A 12,842-nucleotide genomic window follows, 5' to 3' on the forward strand; every position below is an offset into this window, starting at 1 on the left:
GGTCGCCGTCGAGGACGGCGGGGGAGTGGTGCGGGGTCAGCGGCGGAAGATCAGCGCCCGCTTGACCTCCTGGATCGCCTTGGTCACCTCGATGCCTCGGGGGCAGGCCTCGGTGCAGTTGAAGGTCGTGCGGCAGCGCCACACGCCCTCCTTGTCGTTGAGGATCTCCAGGCGCTGGTCGGTGCCCTCGTCGCGGCTGTCGAAGATGAACCGGTGCGCGCCGACGATGGCCTGCGGCCCGAAGTACTGCCCGTCGGTCCAGTAGACCGGGCAGGACGTGGTGCAGGCGGCGCACAGGATGCACTTCGTGGTGTCGTCGAAGCGGTCCCGGTCGGCCTGCGACTGGAGCCGCTCGCGGGTCGGCTCGTTGCCGGTGGTGACGAGGAACGGCATCACCGAGCGGTAGGCGTCGAAGAACGGCTCCATGTCGACCACGAGGTCCTTGAGCACCGGCAGGCCCTTGATCGGCTCGACGGTGATCGGCTTGGACGGGTTGACGTCCTTGATCAGCGTCTTGCAGGCCAGCCGGTTCTTGCCGTTGATCCGCATCGCGTCCGAGCCGCACACGCCGTGGGCGCAGGAGCGGCGGAAGGTGAGCGAGCCGTCGAGGTCCCACTTGACCTTGTGGAGCGCGTCGAGCACCCGGTCGGTCGGCTCGGCGGTGACCTGGTAGCTCTCCCAGGTCGCGTCCTCCGACACCTCGGGGTTGTAGCGGAGGATCTTGATCGTGACGTCCATCAGTACTTACGCTCCATCGGCTTGTAGCGCGTCTCGACGACCGGCTTGTAGTCCAGACGGATCGAGCCGTCCTCCTGCCGGTAGGCCATCGTGTGGCGCATGAAGTTCACGTCGTCGCGGTGCGGGTAGTCCTCGCGGTAGTGACCGCCGCGCGACTCGTTGCGGGCCAGGGCGGAGACCACGAGCACCTCGGCGAGGTCGAGCAGGAAGCCGAGCTCGATGGCCTCGAGCAGGTCGGTGTTGAACCGCTTGCCCTTGTCCTGGACCGAGACGTTGACGTAGCGCGCCTTGAGGCCCTCGATGTCGGACAGCGCCTGCTTCAGCGAGCCCTCGTCGCGGTACACCTGCGCGTTGATGTCCATCGTGGCCTGGAGCTCCTGGCGGATGGCGGCCACCCGCTCGGAGCCTCCGGCGTCGCGCATCTGCTCGATCATCGCCACGACCTGCGCCTCGGGGTCCTCCGGCAGCTCGTCGTACTCGATGCCCATCGCGTACTCGGCGGCGTAGAGGCCCGCGCGGCGGCCGAACACGTTGATGTCGAGCAGCGAGTTGGTGCCGAGGCGGTTCGCGCCGTGCACGGACACGCAGGCGACCTCGCCGGCGGCGTACAGCCCGGGGATCACGGTGTGGTTGTCGGCCAGCGCCTCGCCCTTGATGTTCGTGGGCACGCCGCCCATCGCGTAGTGCGCGGTGGGGAACACCGGGATCATCTCGGTGTACGGCTCGACGCCGAGGTAGGTGCGCGCGAACTCCGTGATGTCGGGCAGCTTCGCGTCGATCTGCTCCTTGGGGAGGTGCGTCAGGTCGAGGTAGACGTAGGCCTTGTCCGGTCCGGCGCCGCGGCCCTCGCGCACCTCGTTGGCCATCGCCCGCGCCACCATGTCGCGCGGCGCGAGGTCCTTGATGGTCGGGGCGTAGCGCTCCATGAAGCGCTCGTTCTCGCTGTTGCGCAGGATGCCGCCCTCACCGCGGGCCGCCTCGGAGAGCAGCACGCCGAGCCCGGCGAGGCCGGTCGGGTGGAACTGGAAGAACTCCATGTCCTCGAGGGGGAGACCCTTGCGCCACACGATGCCCATGCCGTCACCGGTCAGGGTGTGCGCGTTGGAGGTGGTGCGGAAGACCTTGCCGAAGCCGCCGGTGGCGAAGATGACCGACTTGGCGTTGAAGACGTGGATCTCGCCGGTGGCCAGCTCGTAGGCCACGACGCCGGTGACCTTGACTCCGCCGACCGTCTCCTTGGTGAGCAGGTCGAGCACGTAGAACTCGTTGTAGAACTCCACGCCGTGCTTGATGCACTGCTGGTAGAGCGTCTGCAGGATCATGTGGCCGGTGCGGTCCGCGGCGAAGCAGGAGCGGCGTACGGCGGCCTCGCCGTGGTTGCGCGTGTGTCCGCCGAAGCGCCGCTGGTCGATGCGGCCCTCCTCCGTGCGGTTGAACGGCAGGCCCATCTTCTCGAGGTCGAGCACCGCGTCGATGGCTTCCTTGGCCATCACCTCGGCGGCGTCCTGGTCGACCAGGTAGTCACCGCCCTTGACGGTGTCGAAGGTGTGCCACTCCCAGTTGTCCTCCTCGACGTTGGCCAGCGCGGCGCACATGCCGCCCTGGGCCGCGCCGGTGTGGGACCGGGTCGGGTAGAGCTTGGTGAGCACGGCGGTGCGCGTCCGCTGGCCGGACTCGAGGGCCGCGCGCATGCCGGCGCCGCCGGCACCGACGATGACGACGTCGTACTTGTGGGTCTGAACCATGCTGATCAGCGCCTTACCTGTTGGTGCAGACCTCGAGCGTCGACGCGGGGTCGAGGCACGGGTCGAACGTGAAGATCACCAGCGTGCCGAGCACGAGGACGATCAGGGCCGAGAAGTAGAGCAGCGTCTTCAGGACGAACCGCGTGGTGTCCTTGGTCGCGTAGTCGTTGATGATCGTGCGCAGGCCGTTCATGCCGTGCAGCTCGGCGAGCCACAGCATCGCGAGGTCCCAGACCTGCCAGAACGGGTTGGCCCACTTGCCGGCGACGAACGCGAAGTCGATCGCGTGCACGCCCTTGCCGACCATCAGGTTGACGAACAGGTGCCCGAAGACGAGGACGACCAGCAGCAGGCCGGAGCCGCGCATGAACAGCCACGAGTTGAGCTCGAAGTTGCCGGTCTTGCGGGCCTTGTACGGCGAGCGCGGCTTGGGGATCGAGGTGATCGAGGGAGCACTCATGGTCAGCCTCCGAAGACGTTCGTCAGGTGGCGCCACACGAAGGGCACGAACAGCACCACGAACACGCCGATGACGCCGTAGGTGAGCTGGCGCTGGTAGCGCGGGCCGTTGCCCCAGAAGTCGACGAGCACGATGCGGATGCCGTTGAGTGCGTGGAACAGGACCGCGGCGACCAGCCCGACCTCCATCACGCCGACGACGGGGGTCTTGTAGGTCTCGACCGCGGTGTTGTACGCCTCCGGCGAGACGCGGACCATCGCCGTGTCGATCACGTGGGCGAAGAGGAAGAAGAAGATCGTCACGCCGGTGATGCGGTGGGCGACCCAGGACCACATCCCCTCGCGGCCTCGGTAGAGCGTTCCCGCCGGTGAGCTGGCCAAGGTGAATCCTTTCGAACAAGCTCTGCTGTGTCGAAGTGTCCGGATGTATGACAGGACAACTTCAGCACTCTATCGGCGCCCGATTTGTTACTGACCGGTCACCGCTGTGAGATCAATTACCGCACGTCCGTGTTGCGTATTCGACACCCTCCGGTGGAGGTCGAGCATGTGGTCGACGGTAGCCGACCAGGGGAAGTCCTCGGCGCGGGTCCGGGCGGCGGTCATGCCCCCGAGGCCGGGCCGACGAAGCTGGCCAGCTGGGCGATGCGCACCGTGGGTCAGGCGGCGAGCGGCGTGCCGGCGCGGCCGAGGGCGACCGCGCCGTAGTGCTGGGTGACGAGCTGGTCGACCACGCCGGCCCAGGTCCGGCCCTGGACCTCGGCCAGTGCGGCGGTCGCGAGGCGCCCGCGGAGCGCCGGGTCGGCGACGAGCGAGGTCACCGCACGACCCAGCGAGCGGGGGTCGGACGGGTCGTAGAGCAGCCCGGTGCGGCCCGGGTCCACCAGGTCGAGCGGGCCACCCGAGGCGGGTGCCACCACCGGAACCCCGCTGGCCTGGGCTTCCTGCACGGTCTGGCAGAACGTCTCCGCCTCGCCGGGGTGCACGAACACGTCGAGCGAGGCGAAGGCACGGGCCAGGTCGTCGCCGCGCAGCATCCCGGTGAACTTGGCGTCCGGCAGGTGCCGCTCGAGCCACGGCCGCTCCGGCCCGTCGCCGACCAACACGAGGCGGACGCCTGGGACCTTCGCGACCTCGGTCAGCCGCCGCACCTGCTTCTCGGCGGCGAGCCGGCCGACGTACCCGACCACGACCTTGTCCTGCCGGGTCGCCCACCTGCTGTGCAGCTCGGGGAGCCGGCGGTCGGGGCCGAACAGGTCGAGGGAGACGCCGCGCCGCCAGAGGTGGACGTCGTGCACGCCCATCTCCGCGAGCTGGGCCCGGGAGGACCGTGACGGGGCGAGGGTCCGGGTGGAGCGGCGGTGGACCCGGCCGACCCAGCGGGCGACGGCGGCCTCGGCGTGCAGGCCGTACTGGCGGGCGAACCCGGCGATGTCGGTCTGGTAGACCGCGACCGTGGGCAGGTCGAGACGGCGGGCGGCGCGCAGGCCGACCGCGCCGAGCAGGATCGGGGAGGCGAGGTGGACGACGTCGGGGCGGAACTCGGCGAGCGCCCGCTCGACCGCGGGGTCGGGCAGGCCGAGCGAGAAGCTCTTGTAGCCGGGCAGGCCCATGGACCGCACCCGCACCACTGGCGCGCCGCGGTAGTCGGAGAGGCCCGGGCCCGGGGCGACCACGAGCGGCTGGTGGCCTGTCTGGATCAGCCGGTCGACGACGTGCCGGACGGTGTTGGTGACCCCGTTGACCTGCGGCAGGAAGGACTCCGTGACGATGGCGACGCGCATGGGTCCACCGTGGCGGCGGGCGGTGAACGTTAGACATCTCACGATGCGGCCTGGCGTGAACTCGCCGTAACCTTCGACCATGAGCGCGGGAGACAAGCAGGAACGCCAGCCGGGGACCACCGAGTCCGGACTCCCGTTCGAGCCGGTGTACGGCCCGGACGCGCTCGCGGGCTTCGACCCCGCGACCCAGCTCGGGGAGCCGGGGGACTTCCCCTACACCCGCGGCGTCTACCCCTCCATGTACACCGGACGGCCCTGGACGATGCGCCAGTACGCCGGCTTCGGCACCGCCAAGGAGTCCAACGAGCGCTACAAGCAGCTCGTCGCGCACGGCACCGGCGGACTCTCGGTCGCCTTCGACCTGCCCACCCAGATGGGCCACGACTCCGACTCGGCCATCGCCCACGGCGAGGTCGGCAAGGTCGGCGTCGCGATCGACTCGATCGACGACATGCGCGTGCTCTTCGACGGGATCCCGCTCGGCGAGGTCTCCACGTCGATGACGATCAACGCCCCCGCCGCGCTGCTGCTGCTGATGTACCAGCTCGTCGCGGAGGAGCAGGACGTCTCCGGCGACCAGCTCACCGGCACCATCCAGAACGACCTGCTCAAGGAGTACATCGCCCGCGGCACCTACATCTTCCCGCCGCAGGAGTCGCTCAGGCTGATCACCGACATCTTCAGCTACTGCCGCGCCGAGATCCCGCGGTGGAACACCATCTCCATCTCCGGCTACCACATGGCCGAGGCCGGGGCCACGCCCGCGCAGGAGATCGCGTTCACCCTCGCCGACGGCATCGAGTACGTCCGCGCCGCGGTCGCCTCCGGCCAGGACGTCGACGAGTTCGCGCCGCGGCTGGCCTTCTTCTTCGTCTCCCGCACCAGCATCCTCGAGGAGGTCGCGAAGTTCCGCGCCGCCCGCCGGATCTGGGCGCACGTGATGCGCGAGGAGTTCGGCGCGAAGAACCCCAAGTCGCTGATGCTCCGCTTCCACACCCAGACCGCCGGCGTGCAGCTCACCGCGCAGCAGCCCGAGGTGAACCTGGTCCGCGTCGCGGTGCAGGCGCTGGCCGCGGTCCTCGGCGGCACCCAGTCGCTGCACACCAACTCCTACGACGAGGCGATCGCGCTCCCGACGGAGAAGGCCGCCCGGCTCGCGCTGCGGACCCAGCAGGTGATCGCCTACGAGACCGACGTGACCAAGACCGTCGACCCGTTCGCCGGCTCCTACGCCGTCGAGTCGCTGACCGACCAGCTCGAGGCCGAGGCGCGCAACCTGATGACGCAGGTCGAGGAGCTCGGGGGAGCGGTCTCCGCGATCGAGGCGGGCTTCCAGAAGAACGAGATCGAGAAGTCCGCGTACCGGGTCGCCCTGGAGATCGACCACGACGAGCGCGTCGTGGTCGGCGTCAACCGCTACAAGGTGGACGAGGAGGAGCCCTACGTCCCGCTCCGGGTGGACCCCGCGATCGAGGCGCAGCAGTGCGACCGCCTCGCGAAGCTGCGTGCCGAGCGCGACCAGGATGCCGTCGACCGGCACCTGGCCGAGCTCAAGAAGGCGGCCGAGGGCAGCGACAACGTGCTGTACCCGATGAAGGAGGCGCTGCGCGCCCGGGCCACGGTCGGCGAGGTCTGCAACGCGCTGCGCGAGGTGTGGGGCGCCTACGTCCCGCCGGACGCCTTCTAGCCGGACGCCTTCGAGACGGCGGCGTCCAGGTAACCTTGTCTGGATGTCCCCTTTCGTCTCCGCCGCCGTCGCTGCCGTCGACCCGTACGTCGACGAGCTCGTCGCGATCCGGCGGGACCTGCACGCGCACCCCGAGCTGGCGTGGGCGGAGGACCGGACCACGGCGCTGGTCGCCAAGCGTCTCGAGGACGCCGGGGTCCGGCTCCAGATGCTCCCCAAGAGCGGCCTGATCGCGGAGGTCGGGCGCGGTGAGGGGCCGACCGTCGCGCTGCGCGCCGACCTGGACGCGCTGGCCGTGGAGGACTTCACCGACGACCCCTGGGTGAGCACCGTCCCGGGCGTCGCGCACGCCTGCGGCCACGACGTGCACACCGCCGCGCTGCTCGGCGCGGGTCTCGCGCTCGGGGCGCTCGACGCGCGCACCCCGATCCCGGGCCGGGTCCGGCTGCTCTTCCAGCCCGCCGAGGAGGTCATGCCCGGCGGTGCCCTGGAGCTGATCTCGACCGGTGCGCTCGACGGCGTGGGCCACGTGTTCGGGCTGCACTGCGACCCGGGCCTCGACGTCGGCGTGGTCGGCCTGCGCGAGGGGCCGCTCACCGGCGCCGCGGACTCCTTGCACGTCCGGCTCACCGGCCGCGGCGGGCACACGTCCCGGCCGCACCTGACCGAGGACCTCACCTACGCGCTCGGCAAGCTCGTCACCGAGCTCCCCGCCGCGCTGTCCCGCCGGCTCGACCCGCGGGCCGGCGTGAGCCTGGTCTGGGGCCTGGTCCGCTCCGGCTCGGCCAAGAACGTGATCCCGTCCTCGGGCGAGGCGGCCGGCACGGTCCGGATGCTCGACGCGGTCGCGTGGGTCGACGCCGAGGACCTGGTCCGCGAGCTGATCGCGCAGATCATCGCGCCGTACGGCGTCGCCGGCGAGATCGAGTACGTCCGCGGCGTGCCGCCGGTCGTCAACGAGCCGCACGCCACGCACCTGCTCGCGACCGCGGTGGAGCGGGTGCTCGGCGAGGAGGGCCACGTCTACACGCCGCAGAGCCTCGGCGGCGAGGACTTCGCGTGGTACCTCGAGTCCGTGCCGGGGGCGATGGGCCGTCTCGGCACCCGTACGCCGGGCGGTCCGACGTACGACCTGCACCAGGGCAACCTGCGCGTCGACGAGGGCGCCGTGGCGGTCGGCGCGAAGGTTCTCGCGGCCGCCGCGATGCAGGCGCTGGCGCCCGGAAACGCCTTGGTCACCGAGCTATAACAACTTGCTCGGGAATCGCGTCGTAAGGGACGTAACGCCCCGGACCGGGTACTAGGGTGACCCTTGGTTCGCGCCAGGTTAGATGGCGCTCATGATCAAGGAGGCGTCTTGCGTCGTTTGACCAAGATTGCAGCAGCATCCGCGGTTCTCGCTCTTGCGCTGACCGGCTGCGGTAATGACGAGACAGGCAGCACCACCGGCTCTGAGGACATCTGTGAGGGTTCCTCCGGCAACGGCCCGAAGATCGGCCTCGCCTACGACGTCGGCGGCCGCGGCGACCAGTCCTTCAACGACTCGGCGTACGTCGGTCTGAAGAAGGCCGTCGACGACCTCGACGCCAGCTGCAAAGAGGTCGAGGCCGGTACCGGCGAGAACGACGCGGACCGCGAGGAGCGGCTGCGCCTGCTCGCCGACGCGGGCTTCAACCCGGTCGTCGCCGTCGGCTTCGTCTACTCGCCGGCCGTCGCCACCGTCGCCGCCGAGTACCCCGACGTGAACTTCGGCGTGGTCGACGGTTACGCGACCGCGATCAAGGAGCAGAAGAACGTCGCGGACCTCACCTTCGCCGAGAACGAGGGCTCGTTCCTCGTCGGCGTCGCGGCCGCGCTGAAGACCGAGGCCAAGAACGTCGGCTTCGTCGGCGGTGTCAACGGTCCGCTCATCCAGAAGTTCGAGGCGGGCTTCAAGGCCGGCGTCGAGGCGGTCGACCCGAAGATCGAGATCCAGACCCAGTACCTGTCGCAGGACGACCCGCAGCAGGGCTTCGAGAACCCCGCCGGCGGCGAGACCGCAGCGACGGGCATGTACGACAACGGTGCGGACATCGTCTACCACGCCGCCGGCAAGTCCGGTCTCGGCGTGTTCGACGCGGTCGAGGCCGCGGGCGAGGGCTACTGGGCCATCGGCGTCGACTCCGACCAGTACCTCACCGTCGACGAGGCGCAGAAGAAGCACATCCTCACCTCGATGCTCAAGCGGATCGACACCGCGGTGTTCGAGTACGCCGAGGCGTTCGACGGCGGCAGCGCCCCGTCCGGCTTCGTCACCTACGACCTGAAGAGCGGCGGCGTCGACTACTCCACCTCCGGTGGCTTCGTCGACGACATCACCGACCAGATCGACAAGTACAAGGACCAGATCATCGCGGGCGAGGTCAAGGTTCCGACTGCTCCGTGACCACGGACAGCGACTGACAACTGACCCGGGGGGACGCGATAGCGTTCCCCCGGGTTCTTCGTGTGGCCCCTGTTGCGCCGACGCCGGTGCGGCAGGGGGACGGGGCGGGAACGGATCGGAGAGGGAATGACGGACACCACCACGACCGCGGCGGCAGCGGTCAGCGTCCGGGGGGTCGGCAAGCGGTTCCCGGGCGTCGTTGCCAACCACGACGTCACGCTCGAGGTGCGGCCGGGCACGGTGCACGCGCTCGTCGGCGAGAACGGCGCGGGCAAGTCGACGCTGATGAAGATCCTGTACGGCGTGCAGAAGCCCGACGAGGGCGAGATCCTCGTCGGCGGCGAGACCGTGCACTTCTCCTCGCCGTCCGACGCGATCAAGCACGGGATCGGCATGGTGTTCCAGCACTTCCAGCTCGCCGACAACCTCACCGTCCTCGAGAACGTGGTGCTCGGCGCCGAGAAGCTGCACGGCATCGGCGACGCCGCCCGCACCGAGATCCGGCGGATCTCCGACGCCTACGGCTTCGGCCTCGACCCCGACGAGCTCGTCGAGGACCTCGGTGTCGGCGAGCGCCAGCGGGTCGAGATCCTCAAGGTGCTCTACCGCGGCGCGAAGATCATCATCCTCGACGAGCCGACCGCGGTCCTGGTGCCGCAGGAGGTCGACGCGCTCTTCGAGAACCTGCGCGAGCTCAAGAGCCAGGGCAACACCCTGCTGTTCATCTCCCACAAGCTCGACGAGGTCCGTGCGATCGCCGACGACATCACCGTCCTGCGCCGCGGGACCACGGTGACCAGCGTGAAGCCGGCCGACGTGACCCAGCACCAGCTCGCCGAGCTGATGGTGGGGGAGGAGCTCCCCAGTCCCAGCACCGCGGAGTCCACGGTCACCGACCGCGAGGTCCTCGAGGTCCGCGACCTCCAGGTCGACGACGCCCAGGGACGCACCGTCCTCTCCGACATCAACCTCACGATCCACGCCGGCGAGGTCCTCGGCATCGCCGGAGTCGAGGGCAACGGCCAGACCGAGCTCGTCGAGGCCGTGGTCGGCATGGTCCGCCCGACCCGCGGGGTCGTGGAGCTCTCCGACCAGGACGTCACCTCGTGGGGCACCCGGCAGCGACGCGAGTCCGGGGTCGGCTACATCCCCGAGGACCGGCACCGCCACGGCCTGCTGCTCGACGCGCCGCTGTGGGAGAACCGCATCCTGGGCCACCAGACCCGCAAGCCCAGCGTCAAGGGCGGCTGGGTCGACAAGGCGGGGGCGCGCATCGACGCGCAGCGGATCGTCCACGAGTACGACGTCCGTACCCCCGGCATCGACACCACCGCCCGCGCCCTCTCGGGCGGCAACCAGCAGAAGTTCATCGTCGGCCGCGAGATGAGCGGCGACCCGAAGCTGCTCATCGCCTCCCACCCGACCCGCGGCGTCGACGTCGGCGCGCAGGCCGCGATCTGGGACCACATCCGTGAGGCGCGCCGCCGGGGGCTCGCGGTGCTGCTGATCTCGGCCGACCTCGACGAGCTGATCGGCCTCTCCGACAGCCTCAAGGTGATCCTGCGCGGGCGGATCGTCGCCGACTACGACCCGCAGACCGTGACGCCGCAGCAGCTCGGTGCGGCGATGACCGGCGCGAAGACCGCCGGGGAGGAAGCATGAAGACACTGCAACGGGCCGGGCTGGCCCTGGCCGCCCCGGTCCTCGCCCTGGTGGTCGCCGGCATCATCACCAGCCTGGTGCTGGTCGCGGCCGGAGACGACCCCGCCGCGTTCTGGGAGACGATGCTGGCCTGGCCGGAGAACCGCAGCCTGGTCAACATCATCAACGAGGCCTCGGTGCTCTACCTCTCCGGCCTCGCCGCCGCCATCGGCTTCCGGATGAACCTGTTCAACATCGGTGTCGAGGGGCAGTACCGCGTCGCCACCTTCGTGGCCGCCTACTTCGCGGCGCAGGCGTTCCTGCCGGGCTACCTGAACACCGTGGCCACGATCCTGGTCGCGATGCTCGCCGGTGCCGCCTGGGCCGGGATCGCCGCGCTGCTGCGGGTCACCCGGGGCGTCTCCGAGGTGATCTCGACGATCATGCTCAACGCGATCGCGGTGTCCCTGGTGGCCTACCTCCTGCGCAAGGTCGGCAGCCGCGAGGGGCAGACCATCGTCACCGACACAGTGCCGCAGTCGGGCTGGATCCCCGGCATCTCGCTGTTCCCCGACTCCGTCACCGACATGTACGGCCTCGTGTTCCTCGCCGTCCTGGCCGGCATCGGCTTCTCCGTGCTGCTCAACCGCACCCGGTTCGGCTTCGACCTGCGGGCCACCGGCCATTCGGAGAGCGCGGCCGTGGCCAGCGGTGTCGACGTCAAGCGGATGGTGATCTACTCCATGCTGCTCTCCGGCGCGGTGGCCGGCCTGATCGGCATGCCCAACCTCTTCGGCGTCTCCCACAACTACGGCTCGACCATCCAGACCGGGATCGGCTTCGCCGGCATCGCGGTCGCGCTGCTCGGCCGCAACCACCCGCTCGGCATCGCCGCGGGTGCGCTGATCTTCGCCTACCTCAGCGAGCAGGCGAATCCCCTCGGCATCCTCGCCGGCATCTCCCCGGAGATCATCGCCGTCACCCAGGGTGTCGTGGTCCTGTGCGTGGTGATCGCCTACGAGGTGGTCCGCAGGTACCGCAACAAGCTCGAGCAACGTGCCGTCGCCGAGGCCCTCGAGGCGCCCGGCCCGTCGAAGGAGGTGACGGCATGACCGTGAGCGCTCCCGAGTCCTCGGCTGCCCTGGTCAAGCCCACCGCTGCCCGGAGCTACCGGATCTGGATCTACCTCGCGGTGCTCGTCATCGCCCTGTCCACCACCCGGATCTTCACCGGCGCCGACGACATCACCTCCAGCGGCACGCTGCGCGCGGCGGTGATCGCGGCGATCCCGATCGCCCTCGCCGGTCTCGGCGGCCTCTGGTCCGAGCGGGCCGGCGTGGTCAACATCGGCCTCGAGGGCATGATGATCCTCGGCACCCTGGGCGCCGGTTACTTCACCTACCACTACGGCGTGTGGGTCGGCCTGCTCGGTGCCGCCGTCTTCGGCGCGGTGGGCGGCGCGCTGCACGCGCTCGCCACGGTCACCTTCGGCGTCGACCACATCGTGTCCGGCGTGGCGATCAACATCATCGCCCTGGGCGTCGCGAGCTTCCTCGCGGAGGCGCTGTTCACCGGGCTCCCCGGTGGCGGCCCGACCCAGTCGCCGTCGCTCGACCGTCCGCCGACGATCTCGGTCCCCGGCCTCTCGGGGTGGACCGAGTCCCTGGAGGACAAGGGCTGGTTCCTGGTCTCCGACCTGGCCGCCCTGCTCAACGTGGTGGTCTCGCAGCTGTCGCTGTTCACGCTGGTGGCGCTCGTGCTGATCTTCGGCACCGGCTGGCTGCTGTGGCGGACCCCGTTCGGCCTGCGGCTCCGCTCGTGCGGCGAGTCGCCCTCGGCCGCGGAGACCCTCGGCGTCAACGTCTACCGCTACAAGTTCGTCGCGGTCACCATGTCCGGGGCGCTCGCCGGCATGGGCGGCGCGTTCCTCGCGCTGGTGGCCTCGTCCGGCTACCAGAACGGGCAGACCGGCGGCCGGGGCTACATCGGCCTCGCGGCGATGATCTTCGGCAACTGGCGGCCGACGGGCCTGCTCACCGGCTCGCTGATCTTCGGCTACACCGACGCGGCGCGGCTGCGCAGCGGCGGCGAGTCCGTGCACGCGCTGCTGCTGGTCCTCTCCGTCGCCCTCCTCGCGATCGCCGTGTGGCAGCTCATCCGTGGTGCTCGTCTGGCGGCGGTGCTGGCGGCCGTGGTCGGTGGCCTGGGCCTGACCTGGTACCTGCGGACCGACACCATCCCCGGTGACTTCACCCAGATGACGCCGTACGTCATGACCCTGCTCGTGCTCGCGCTGGCCTCCCAACAGCTCCGGATGCCCGCGGCGGACGGACAGCGGTACCGACGGGGCGAGGCCGGTTAGC

Annotated in this window: 11 protein-coding genes; 6 read left to right on the top strand and 5 right to left on the bottom strand. The window is 70.0% G+C overall.

Annotated features, from left to right (window positions below):
* Positions 1 to 36: 36 nt before the first annotated feature.
* The 5 genes from K1X13_RS16135 to K1X13_RS16155 all read right to left on the bottom strand — a co-directional run bounded on the left by K1X13_RS16135 (position 37) and on the right by K1X13_RS16155 (position 4,726).
* The gene (locus K1X13_RS16135) at positions 37 to 738 is read right to left on the bottom strand and encodes a succinate dehydrogenase iron-sulfur subunit (protein ID WP_221026174.1); all 702 of its coding nucleotides are present in this window, start codon (positions 736 to 738) and stop codon (positions 37 to 39) included.
* Positions 738 to 2,483 carry a succinate dehydrogenase flavoprotein subunit gene (sdhA, locus tag K1X13_RS16140; RefSeq protein ID WP_221026175.1) on the bottom strand — a complete coding sequence of 582 codons (1,746 nt, stop codon included), beginning with the start codon at positions 2,481 to 2,483 and terminating at the stop codon, positions 738 to 740. Before sdhA ends, K1X13_RS16135 begins: the two co-directional genes overlap by 1 nt.
* Positions 2,484 to 2,496: 13 nt before the next feature.
* Positions 2,497 to 2,943, bottom strand: coding sequence for a succinate dehydrogenase hydrophobic membrane anchor subunit (locus tag K1X13_RS16145; RefSeq protein ID WP_221026176.1), 447 nt, complete (start codon positions 2,941 to 2,943; stop codon positions 2,497 to 2,499).
* A 2-nt stretch (positions 2,944 to 2,945) separates the two neighbouring features.
* A complete protein-coding gene (sdhC, locus tag K1X13_RS16150; protein WP_221026177.1) occupies positions 2,946 to 3,323 on the bottom strand; it encodes a succinate dehydrogenase, cytochrome b556 subunit in 378 nt (125 codons plus the stop codon).
* Between the two features lie 278 nt (positions 3,324 to 3,601).
* A complete protein-coding gene (locus K1X13_RS16155; protein ID WP_221026178.1) occupies positions 3,602 to 4,726 on the bottom strand; it encodes a glycosyltransferase family 4 protein in 1,125 nt (374 codons plus the stop codon).
* A 79-nt stretch (positions 4,727 to 4,805) separates the two neighbouring features.
* Here K1X13_RS16155 and K1X13_RS16160 point away from each other — a divergent pair, with 79 nt between their 5' ends.
* The 6 genes from K1X13_RS16160 (at position 4,806) to K1X13_RS16185 (ending at position 12,841) form a co-directional block, all read left to right on the top strand.
* Entirely contained in the window at positions 4,806 to 6,413 is a 1,608-nt protein-coding gene (locus K1X13_RS16160; RefSeq protein WP_221026179.1) for an acyl-CoA mutase large subunit family protein, read from the top strand.
* A gap of 43 nt (positions 6,414 to 6,456) precedes the next feature.
* Positions 6,457 to 7,662, top strand: coding sequence for an amidohydrolase (locus K1X13_RS16165; RefSeq protein ID WP_221026180.1), 1,206 nt, complete (start codon positions 6,457 to 6,459; stop codon positions 7,660 to 7,662).
* A gap of 117 nt (positions 7,663 to 7,779) precedes the next feature.
* Entirely contained in the window at positions 7,780 to 8,838 is a 1,059-nt protein-coding gene (locus tag K1X13_RS16170) for a BMP family lipoprotein (protein ID WP_225915321.1), read from the top strand.
* Between the two features lie 126 nt (positions 8,839 to 8,964).
* The gene (locus K1X13_RS16175; RefSeq protein ID WP_221026182.1) at positions 8,965 to 10,500 is read left to right on the top strand and encodes an ABC transporter ATP-binding protein; all 1,536 of its coding nucleotides are present in this window, start codon (positions 8,965 to 8,967) and stop codon (positions 10,498 to 10,500) included.
* Positions 10,497 to 11,591: an ABC transporter permease gene (locus K1X13_RS16180; RefSeq protein ID WP_221026183.1), complete on the top strand. Its 1,095-nt coding sequence runs from the start codon at positions 10,497 to 10,499 to the stop codon at positions 11,589 to 11,591. The genes K1X13_RS16175 and K1X13_RS16180 overlap by 4 nt, the downstream gene beginning before the upstream one ends.
* On the top strand, positions 11,588 to 12,841 hold the full coding sequence (locus tag K1X13_RS16185; protein ID WP_221026184.1) for an ABC transporter permease: 1,254 nt from the start codon (positions 11,588 to 11,590) through the stop codon (positions 12,839 to 12,841). The genes K1X13_RS16180 and K1X13_RS16185 overlap by 4 nt, the downstream gene beginning before the upstream one ends.
* The last annotated feature ends 1 nt before the right edge of the window (position 12,842 follow it).

The organism is Nocardioides jiangsuensis (assembly GCF_019679455.1).
Lineage (GTDB): Bacteria > Actinomycetota > Actinomycetes > Propionibacteriales > Nocardioidaceae > Nocardioides_C > Nocardioides_C jiangsuensis.

Bases quoted from the DNA above. Each gene is read 5' to 3' on its own strand.
- K1X13_RS16135 (WP_221026174.1), bottom strand. From the start codon at position 738: ATGGACGTCACGATCAAGATCCTCCGCTACAACCCCGAGGTGTCGGAG.
- K1X13_RS16175 (WP_221026182.1), top strand. From the start codon at position 8,965: ATGACGGACACCACCACGACCGCGGCGGCAGCGGTCAGCGTCCGGGGG.
- sdhA (WP_221026175.1), bottom strand. From the start codon at position 2,483: ATGGTTCAGACCCACAAGTACGACGTCGTCATCGTCGGTGCCGGCGGC.
- K1X13_RS16155 (WP_221026178.1), bottom strand. From the start codon at position 4,726: ATGCGCGTCGCCATCGTCACGGAGTCCTTCCTGCCGCAGGTCAACGGG.
- K1X13_RS16185 (WP_221026184.1), top strand. From the start codon at position 11,588: ATGACCGTGAGCGCTCCCGAGTCCTCGGCTGCCCTGGTCAAGCCCACC.
- K1X13_RS16180 (WP_221026183.1), top strand. From the start codon at position 10,497: ATGAAGACACTGCAACGGGCCGGGCTGGCCCTGGCCGCCCCGGTCCTC.
- K1X13_RS16165 (WP_221026180.1), top strand. From the start codon at position 6,457: ATGTCCCCTTTCGTCTCCGCCGCCGTCGCTGCCGTCGACCCGTACGTC.
- K1X13_RS16160 (WP_221026179.1), top strand. From the start codon at position 4,806: ATGAGCGCGGGAGACAAGCAGGAACGCCAGCCGGGGACCACCGAGTCC.
- K1X13_RS16145 (WP_221026176.1), bottom strand. From the start codon at position 2,943: ATGAGTGCTCCCTCGATCACCTCGATCCCCAAGCCGCGCTCGCCGTAC.